The organism is Streptacidiphilus carbonis, assembly GCF_000787775.1.
Taxonomy (GTDB): domain Bacteria; phylum Actinomycetota; class Actinomycetes; order Streptomycetales; family Streptomycetaceae; genus Streptacidiphilus; species Streptacidiphilus carbonis.
Window position 1 is genome coordinate 1 of sequence record NZ_BBPM01000115.1, and the last position, 7,597, is coordinate 7,597.

Consider the following 7,597-nt stretch of genomic DNA (forward strand, 5'->3'; position numbering starts at 1 on the left):
CCCGATCGCCCGCCTCTTCGACGCCGAGGCGGTGCCGGTGATCGTGCCTGCGCAGGCCGGTGTCGGAAGCGCCCAGGGGCACCATGGAAGCAAGGAGGCTCAGCATGCCGCACCGCAACCGGACTGATCGGCAGATCGCCCAGGACGCCCGGAGCCGGGTCCGGGTCGTCCGCCAGGGACCGGGCGCCGTGGTCGTCGCCCTGCCGGGACGGATCGCCAACGAGGAGGCCGAGAAGGTCGGGCGGTTGCTGATCGCACTGCTGCAGGCAGCGTTGCCGGTGCGGCTGGACCTGTCGCTCACCACCGGCCTGGAAACCGGCGCCCAGGCCGCCCTGTTCCGGCTGCTGCGCGCCGCCGGGCAGGCTTCCGTGACGGTCACCGCGCACCGGCCCGGGCCCGCTGTCCGCGCGGCCCTGCGCACCTCGGGCCTGGACCGGGCGATGACCTGCACCGACCAGCCCGCATGACCGGTTCCGGCCGGACCGGTCGCCCAGTGCCGCAAGACGCGGGGCCACGAAGCCCCGGGGCGAGGATGGGGCAAGACCTCCCCGGGGCGTTTGCACTGTGCAATGATGACTGTTCCGGAATTTCACATATGGAGGAGCCATTCCCGGTACACCCGCTCCCATATCCCGGCTCCCGCAGGCGGCCTTCGTGGGCCGGGCCCTGGCCCGGCTGTCTGCAGGCAGACTGTGCCTGCTGTCGTACACCGACCCGGCCGACGGGGTTCCACGACGCGCCCTGGTCGCTGTCGCCGCTGTCGACCCCGGGACGGGGGCTCTCCACCTGGTGTGCGCTTCCGGGCCAGGCACCCCGTGGTACCGGGCGGTTCGACGCGACCCGCGAGTGGCGGTCGACTATGCGGGACGCCGCGTGGGTGGCCGGGGCCGGGCGATGACGCCCGAGGAGTCCGCCGCCTGCTTGGCCGCCTACGCGCACCGCCGCCCGCGCACGGTACGACGGCTGCTGGCCCGGCGCGGCAACGCAGGCGATTACAGGCCTGTGGACGTGCGGGGCGCCGGTCGTGACCGCATCCCCTTCGTCGAGCTCGCCCCCGGCCCCAGGAGCGATTGGTGAAGCGCGAGTCCGGTACCCGCACCGGCACGGCCCCCACCGCAATCGCCCCTGCTGCCCGAGCCGCAGGCGACAGGGATCCGGACGGCGGCGTCCCTGCGGTTGACCAACGCGGAAGCCAGGCCGACCGCCGCGCCCTGCGCCGCCAGCTTCCGCTGCTTGTCCTGCCGTTCGCGGCGATGGCCGCAGTAGCCCTGGCAGACCTGCTCGCCGGGTCCGACGTCGGGTTCCTGCCCCTGCTCTCCCTGGGGCCGGCCTTCGCCAGCGTCGCCGGCTCGATGCGCCGAGCCCTGGCCGTCGGAGTCGTCGCCTTCCTGCTCTGCCTGGGAGCGGCCGGATACGACGGCCTGCTGCCCTCCCACCGCACAACGGTCGCGCTGCTGTCCGTCGTCGGGGTCACCGCCGCCGCGGTCATGGCCGCCGGGATCCGGCGCCGCCACGAGCGTGAACTGGCCGAGGTCCGCTCGATCGCCGAGGCGGCCCAACGCGTCCTGCTGCGACCGGTCCCGCGCTTCGCCGGGCGGCTCCGCGTCGCCGTCTCCTACACGTCCGCAGTCGCCTCGGCCCGGATCGGAGGCGACCTGTACGAGGTGGTGCCCACTGCGGACGGCACCCGCGTGATCATCGGCGACGTCCAGGGCAAAGGGCTGGAGGCGGTGGAGACCGCCGCGGTGGTACTCGGGGCCTTTCGCGAGGCGGCCCCCGAGGAAAGGGACCTGCGGACCGTCGGGGACCGCCTGGAGCGGGCGTTGAACCGCCGGCTGGAGGGGGAGGAGTTCGTGACCGCCGTCCTCGCGCAGGTCCTGTCCGACCAGACGGTTGCCCTGCTGAACTACGGACATCCCCCTCCGCTGCTGCTGCGTGCCGACGGTACCGTCGAGTTCGCCGAGCCGCCCATGCACGCGCCGCCCCTCGGGCTGGCGGTACTGGGCCCGCTGGGGCCCGACCCCTACCTCGTCACCCTCGCCCACGGCGACCAGATGCTGCTCTACACCGACGGCGTCACCGAAGCTCGCGACAGCCAGGGGACCTTCTACCCGCTGGCCCGGCGGGCGCATCTGCTCGACCAGTCGAACCCGGAGGACGCACTGGCCGCCCTGCGGGCAGACCTCGTCCACTACACCCACGGCCCCCTGCACGACGACGCGGCCATGCTGTTGCTGCGTCACCGAAGCGCGACGGAATCCCCGTAACCGAGCATCGCGCTGTTCCCGCCATCTCGCCTGGAGGTTGCGTCCATGGCTCAGATTCCCAGCACAACCGTCGAACGTGCGCGCTCGCGCATCCTGGGCGACATCGGCACCGGTGGGGTGCCGGCGGTCGCGGAGACGTTGATCCAGGCCTACTTCGGCGACGAGACCGCAGCCCGGATGCCGGTCTCGGCACTGCTGTACGCCCTTCCCGGGCGGTCGTGGCTCGACGTGCGCACCCTGCTGGGCAGCACCGGAATCGGGGAGCGGGACACGGCGGGACAGTTGCGCAGCGAGCAGTACGAGGCGCTGGCCACCGCCCTGGATTCGCTAACCCGCTCGTAGCCCGTCGGCCGTCGACTCTCCGTTGCGGACGCGCGGTCGATGAGGACACCTGGCCCATCCCTCCGGCGTGCGCGGCGACGCTGTAGCTGTGAGGTGTCTATCCACGCCCCAGTGCCGTGCTTGGCCATCGCCGATGCTCGTCTGGAGGTCGGCAGCCCGCATTGATGCTGGAGTGAGAGCCGTCCGGTCGGCCCGGCAGCGACCCGGTGCACGCCCAACGGGACGCGTACTGGTGCATAGGAGGCGAACTCGGGGTGCGCAAGCCGGGTTTGTGTGGATGGCACCCCTGGGGCCCTGGCGTCGGGCAAGAAATTCTTGCATACTGCAAAGGAGGCGGTCGCGCCCTCGGGGCACCGCGACTGCTCACGAACCAGCCCAGGCGCACCGTAGGGCCGGGCGGTTCGGCCTGCCCATCCTCGAACTCATCCCCGACAGCCCGACACCGAGCCGCTCCCGCGGGCGTGGAAGCTCGGGTGCCGCCTGCCCCGCAGGCCGCATCGGGTGGCGCCGATCGTCATCCGGTGCTGCGCGCACGGGCGTTGAAAGGCTTCCCTGTGACATTCGCGAACGTCAGTTACGGCCAGCGGCACGGTTGGACTCTGATCCAGATCAGCGGCGAGCTCGACCTCGCCGGGGTCGCCGCTGTGCGGGAGCGCCTGCACGGCACCATCTGGGAGGGCTGCCGCCATCTCGTGGTGGACCTGAGTCGACTGGAATTCTGCGACTCCACCGGCTTTGCCGCTCTGATCGCGGGCCGCCGGCACATGATGGCCCGCGGGGGTCAGATCCGCCTGGTGCTGCCCGCTCCGGGAAGCAAAGTGCGCGAGATCCTCAACGTCTTCGGCACCCCGCGGCTGTTCGAGGTCTTCGACTCGCCCGCCGAGGCAGTGGGCGCGCCCTGCGACAGTGCACGCCGCGAGACGGTCCAGGGACCCCGAGGGCGGGGGCGGATCCGGTCGGGACTGCGGGCGCTGGGGTCCATTCCCCGGCAGCGCAACTAAGCCGCGGACAACGCCTGGCAGCGGGCGCCGTCAGGTGCGGCGTCCCACTGCTCCGTAGCAGGCCACGGCCCCCAGGGCGGGGCGGGGCTGCGGAAGGTGGTCGGTCTGCCAGTGCGAGAGGTCGACCACGCCTGGCGGGACCGGTTCGGTGCGGGCGAAGAAGCGCTGCACCTCGCAGCGGCTACGGACATGCCGGGCCGTCCCGGACTGCCGGTAGGCCGCCTCCAAAGCAGTCGGCGAATGCGGCGAGTGGTCGCCGGTCGCATGCGAAACCAGCAGGTAGCTGCCGGGAGCCAGGGCAGCGAGCAGGAAGTCGACGATCTCGTGCGGCCGTTCGTCGTCGGCGACGAAGTGCAGCACCCCACTGAGGACCAGACCCACCGGTCGGTCCAGATCCAGGACTTGAGTACCGCGCACCTGCTGCAGAACGGCCAGCGGGTCGCGCAGGTCCCCGCAGGTGTACGCGGTCCGATTCTCGGTCACTCCGTCGATCATCGAGTGGGCGTGGCTGACGACGACGGGGTCGTTGTCGACGTAGACCACGCGGACCTGGCGGCCGAGACCCCTGGCAATCTCGTGCGTGCTCCCGCCCTGGAGGAGTCCTGCACCGATGTCCAGGAACTGGTCGATCCCTGCGTCCTCCAGCAGATATCCGACCGCTCGGCCAAGGAAGGCACGGCCTTCCAGCACGGAGGTCCGCAGGTCCGGAAAGCCTCGTAGCACCCGGTCCGCTTCTTCTCGATCTATGGGGAAGTTGTCCCTGCCGTGCAGGTAGTAGTCGTACATTCGGGCCGGGTGCGCGCGTGAGAGATCCACGCCCGGCGGCACCGGCGGGCGATGCGGTGAGCGGTCGAGCCTGGACGAATCGTGTGACATGCCCCACTCCTTGCGCGGTTCGACGGCTGGAAGCAGCCATGCACCCATAACCATTGCATACTGCAAAGATGATTGGACGACTTCCTTCCCGCGCTGCCCGTTCGGTGTTCGTCTACTCCGCCGTCCTGATCGCGGCTGCGGTGTCCGGCTGCTCGGCACACGCTGCGGGGCCGGTGGCGGGGGAGTCCTCGCCTTCCGCACTCGCGTCCACGGCTTCTGGGGAGGTGGGCGCTGTGACGGTCCGTGGCGGGGGCGTCGTCCTGGACATCGACGACGCCGCGGTCGGTTCGACAGGCCGGCTGACCATGACCGTGCACAACGAGGGTTCGGTTCCCGAGCATCTGGACATGGCGGCGTTCGCGGACGCCGGCCAGGCCGTGCTGCATGGAGGCACGTCACTTGACGGGTCGATGACCAGCGGCGGGATCCTGCTGCCGCCGCACAGCGTCACGGATTTCAGTGGCAGTGGCCCGCGGATCCAGGTCGGCGACCCGCGGGTCCTGGCGGGGCGCTCCAGTGAACTGGTGCGGCTGGAGTTCGGCGTCACTGGCCTGGTGCAGGTGCGGGTCCACGTCCTGGACCGATAGTGGCCTGGCGCCTGGGCGCGGAGCCTCACTGCGGGTGGGACCGGGCCCGGTCGGTGCTGGACAGCAGGTGGGCCAGGGAGCCGCGTTGGGCCGCCGTGAGGTCGCCCAGTCGGGTGTCCTGGTCAATGGCCGCGCAGCGCAGCAGGGTGTTGGCGGTGAGCGCGTCCGTTGTCGGCAGCGCCCGCAGGACTTCGCCCATCGTCATCCGTGCCGCGGTCGAGTCCCCGGATCTGGCCAGCAGCAGGGTGCGGGTCACCGCAGGGGTGCCGTCGGTGTGGATGGTGCCCAGGATCAGGGCCCGGCGGCGGTCGTGCACCGGCTGGGGCGCGGGGGCGTGATGGGACGGCTTGCGAAGATGGAGTTGCATGGAAGCGCGCCTCCTCGGACCGGCATTGCGGGCGACCATGCGATCGCCTGCGCCAACGTCTGGATCACTGTCGCACTTCAGGCTACTCCCGATTCATTGCCCTATGCAAAGGATCGGAATGGTGCGGTATCCACCGCGGATGCGCCCACCTGGGGCGTCACTGCCGCCGCGATTGATCAGTCCACCTGTTCGTCGGGGGACGGCGCTCGGCGCCCCCGGCGGTGCGCCTGCCGGGCGTCGTTGAGGCCAAAGCCCAGTCCCAGTAGTGCCAGCAGGAACACCTGATTCGGGTTGAAGCGTTGAATCACCACGCTGACCACGTATCCTCCGGCAATCATTGCGGCAGGCCAGCGTAGGACGAGGAGCACGAAGCGCAACATGGAAGGCACTGCCCCAGGTTACGGGTGCCCGCCCGGAATCGGCGGTAGTCGGCCGGCATCCGACGACCCGAAACGTCGAGCGGTGCGGGCGGGCGGGGCGGCGTGCAGGCTCGGCAGCGTCAGTACGGCGGCAACCGGGTCCGCATCCGGTGCTGCGGCGCGGGGAGTGATGGCCGCCAGCACGCGTTCCTGGCCAACCTCGGCTCCGGTCCAGCACTGACACCTCCGTGACAGGAGGCCGATCGGTGGACGGTTGCGGCTGCAGGGATTACCGCGACTGGCAGTGTGCGCGCTGGACGACCGCTGACTGGTCGATGCGAGTCGGCACAGCGGATACCAGGAGTGCTTGCGGACGCAGCGCCTCTGCGATCGCCCCGTCGACAGCCCGAGTCCTTACGGCCAGGTAGCCGACGCCGACCGCGACCTGAGCGATGACCGCGATGGACATGTCGCACCTACGCCGCTGCCGACGGGCTGCGAAGAAGCGACCTGTCCCGGGCAAGGGACGGCGGCTGCAGCACCGCCCGAGAGTCCTGCGTGGACGCCCGCCGTCTCGGGTCGCGGACCCCACTTCCTAGTATGGTGCAAACATTGCATACTGCAATACATGAATGCGCAGCTCGCAGCAGCCCCAACCAGCACTCCCGTCCAACGGGCGAGAGCCTTTTTGCGTACCGGCAAGGGAGGACTGGCCGTCCTGGCGCTGGTGATCGGCGCGGGTGCGGGCCTGGGAGCGGTGGTGTTCCGCTGGCTCATCAAGACGTTCACCCAGCTGCTCTCCGGGCACGCCGACTACTCCGCGGCCGGTCACGCCGCCAACCCGCACGTGCCGTTCCTGGGGCCCTACTTCGTCCTGCTGGCCCCGATCGTCGCGGGGCTGCTGTACGGACCGCTGGTCCAGCGCTTCGCCCGCGAGGCCCGCGGACACGGCGTCCCCGAGGTCATGTACGCCGTCGCACGCCGCGGCGGCCGGATCGCCCCGCAGGTCGCCGCCGTCAAAGCCCTCGCCTCGGCCCTGTGCATCGGCGGCGGCGGTTCGGTGGGCCGCGAGGGACCGATCGTGCAGATCGGCTCCGCGCTCGGATCCACCCTCGGGCAGCTGGCCAAACTGTCCGAGTCGCGGATCAAGATGCTGGTGGCGTGCGGCGCGGCCGGCGGCATCGCCGCCACCTTCAACGCCCCCCTGGCCGGAGTGTTCTTCGCGATGGAGCTGATCCTGCGCGACTTCGCCGCCGAGTCCTTCGGCATGGTCGTGCTCTCCTCCGTCACCGCCTCCGTCATCGGCCGCTCCATCCTGGGCAACACCGCCTTCATCACCCTGCCCGCCTTCCAGGTCCAACACCTGACCCAGTACGCCCTGTTCGCGCTCCTCGGGCTGATCGCCGGAGTGGTCGGCGTGGGCTTCAGCAAAGTCCTCTACCGCATCGAGGACGCCTGCGACGCGATCTGGCGCGGCCCCGAATGGGCCCGCCCCGCCGTCGGCGGCCTGGCCCTGGGCCTCCTGCTACTGGCACTGCCCGAAATGTACGGCGTCGGCTACCCCGTGCTGGAGCACGCCCTGGCCGGCGGCTACGCCCTGCTGTTTCTCCTGGCCCTGCTGGCCGGCAAGATGCTCGCCACCTCGCTCACTATCGGCATCGGCGGCTCCGGGGGCGTCTTCGCTCCCAGCCTGTTCGTCGGCGCGATGCTCGGATCCGCATTCGGCCAAGGAGCCCACCAACTTCTGCCCGCCGTGGCAGGATCCGCGGGCGCCTACGGGATCGTCGGCATGGGCGCC

9 protein-coding genes are annotated in these 7,597 nt (G+C 70.8%); 6 read left to right on the plus strand and 3 right to left on the minus strand.

From position 1 onward, the window contains the following. Positions 1-104 precede the first annotated feature (104 nt). The 4 genes from TR46_RS37135 (at position 105) to TR46_RS42980 (ending at position 3,610) form a co-directional block, all read left to right on the plus strand. Complete coding sequence (locus TR46_RS37135) at positions 105-467, plus strand: STAS domain-containing protein (protein ID WP_042411522.1); 363 nt, start codon at positions 105-107, stop codon at positions 465-467. Positions 468-1,253: 786 nt separating this feature from the next. Further along, a complete protein-coding gene (locus TR46_RS37140; protein ID WP_042411542.1) occupies positions 1,254-2,267 on the plus strand; it encodes a PP2C family protein-serine/threonine phosphatase in 1,014 nt (337 codons plus the stop codon). A gap of 45 nt (positions 2,268-2,312) precedes the next feature. Continuing rightward, entirely contained in the window at positions 2,313-2,609 is a 297-nt protein-coding gene (locus TR46_RS37145; RefSeq protein ID WP_042411525.1) for a hypothetical protein, read from the plus strand. 554 nt (positions 2,610-3,163) lie between these two features. Further along, the gene (locus TR46_RS42980; protein WP_052433460.1) at positions 3,164-3,610 is read left to right on the plus strand and encodes an STAS domain-containing protein; all 447 of its coding nucleotides are present in this window, start codon (positions 3,164-3,166) and stop codon (positions 3,608-3,610) included. Between the two features lie 30 nt (positions 3,611-3,640). Here TR46_RS42980 and TR46_RS37155 read toward each other — a convergent pair whose 3' ends face one another. Beyond that, positions 3,641-4,486 (minus strand): SAM-dependent methyltransferase, encoded by an 846-nt coding sequence (locus TR46_RS37155; RefSeq protein ID WP_042411528.1) that lies wholly within the window; start codon positions 4,484-4,486, stop codon positions 3,641-3,643. A 233-nt stretch (positions 4,487-4,719) separates the two neighbouring features. Between TR46_RS37155 and TR46_RS37160 the strand changes: the two genes are divergently transcribed. Beyond that, complete coding sequence (locus TR46_RS37160) at positions 4,720-5,073, plus strand: hypothetical protein (RefSeq protein ID WP_052433462.1); 354 nt, start codon at positions 4,720-4,722, stop codon at positions 5,071-5,073. 25 nt (positions 5,074-5,098) lie between these two features. Here TR46_RS37160 and TR46_RS37165 read toward each other — a convergent pair whose 3' ends face one another. Together TR46_RS37165 and TR46_RS41990 are read right to left on the minus strand one after the other, a co-directional pair. After that, positions 5,099-5,440 carry a hypothetical protein gene (locus TR46_RS37165; protein WP_042411530.1) on the minus strand — a complete coding sequence of 114 codons (342 nt, stop codon included), beginning with the start codon at positions 5,438-5,440 and terminating at the stop codon, positions 5,099-5,101. Positions 5,441-5,616: 176 nt separating this feature from the next. Then, the gene (locus tag TR46_RS41990; RefSeq protein WP_152626929.1) at positions 5,617-5,829 is read right to left on the minus strand and encodes a hypothetical protein; all 213 of its coding nucleotides are present in this window, start codon (positions 5,827-5,829) and stop codon (positions 5,617-5,619) included. A 598-nt stretch (positions 5,830-6,427) separates the two neighbouring features. Here TR46_RS41990 and TR46_RS37175 point away from each other — a divergent pair. After that, a partial coding sequence (locus TR46_RS37175) for a chloride channel protein (protein WP_161790279.1) occupies positions 6,428-7,597 on the plus strand: 1,170 nt, incomplete at its 3' end.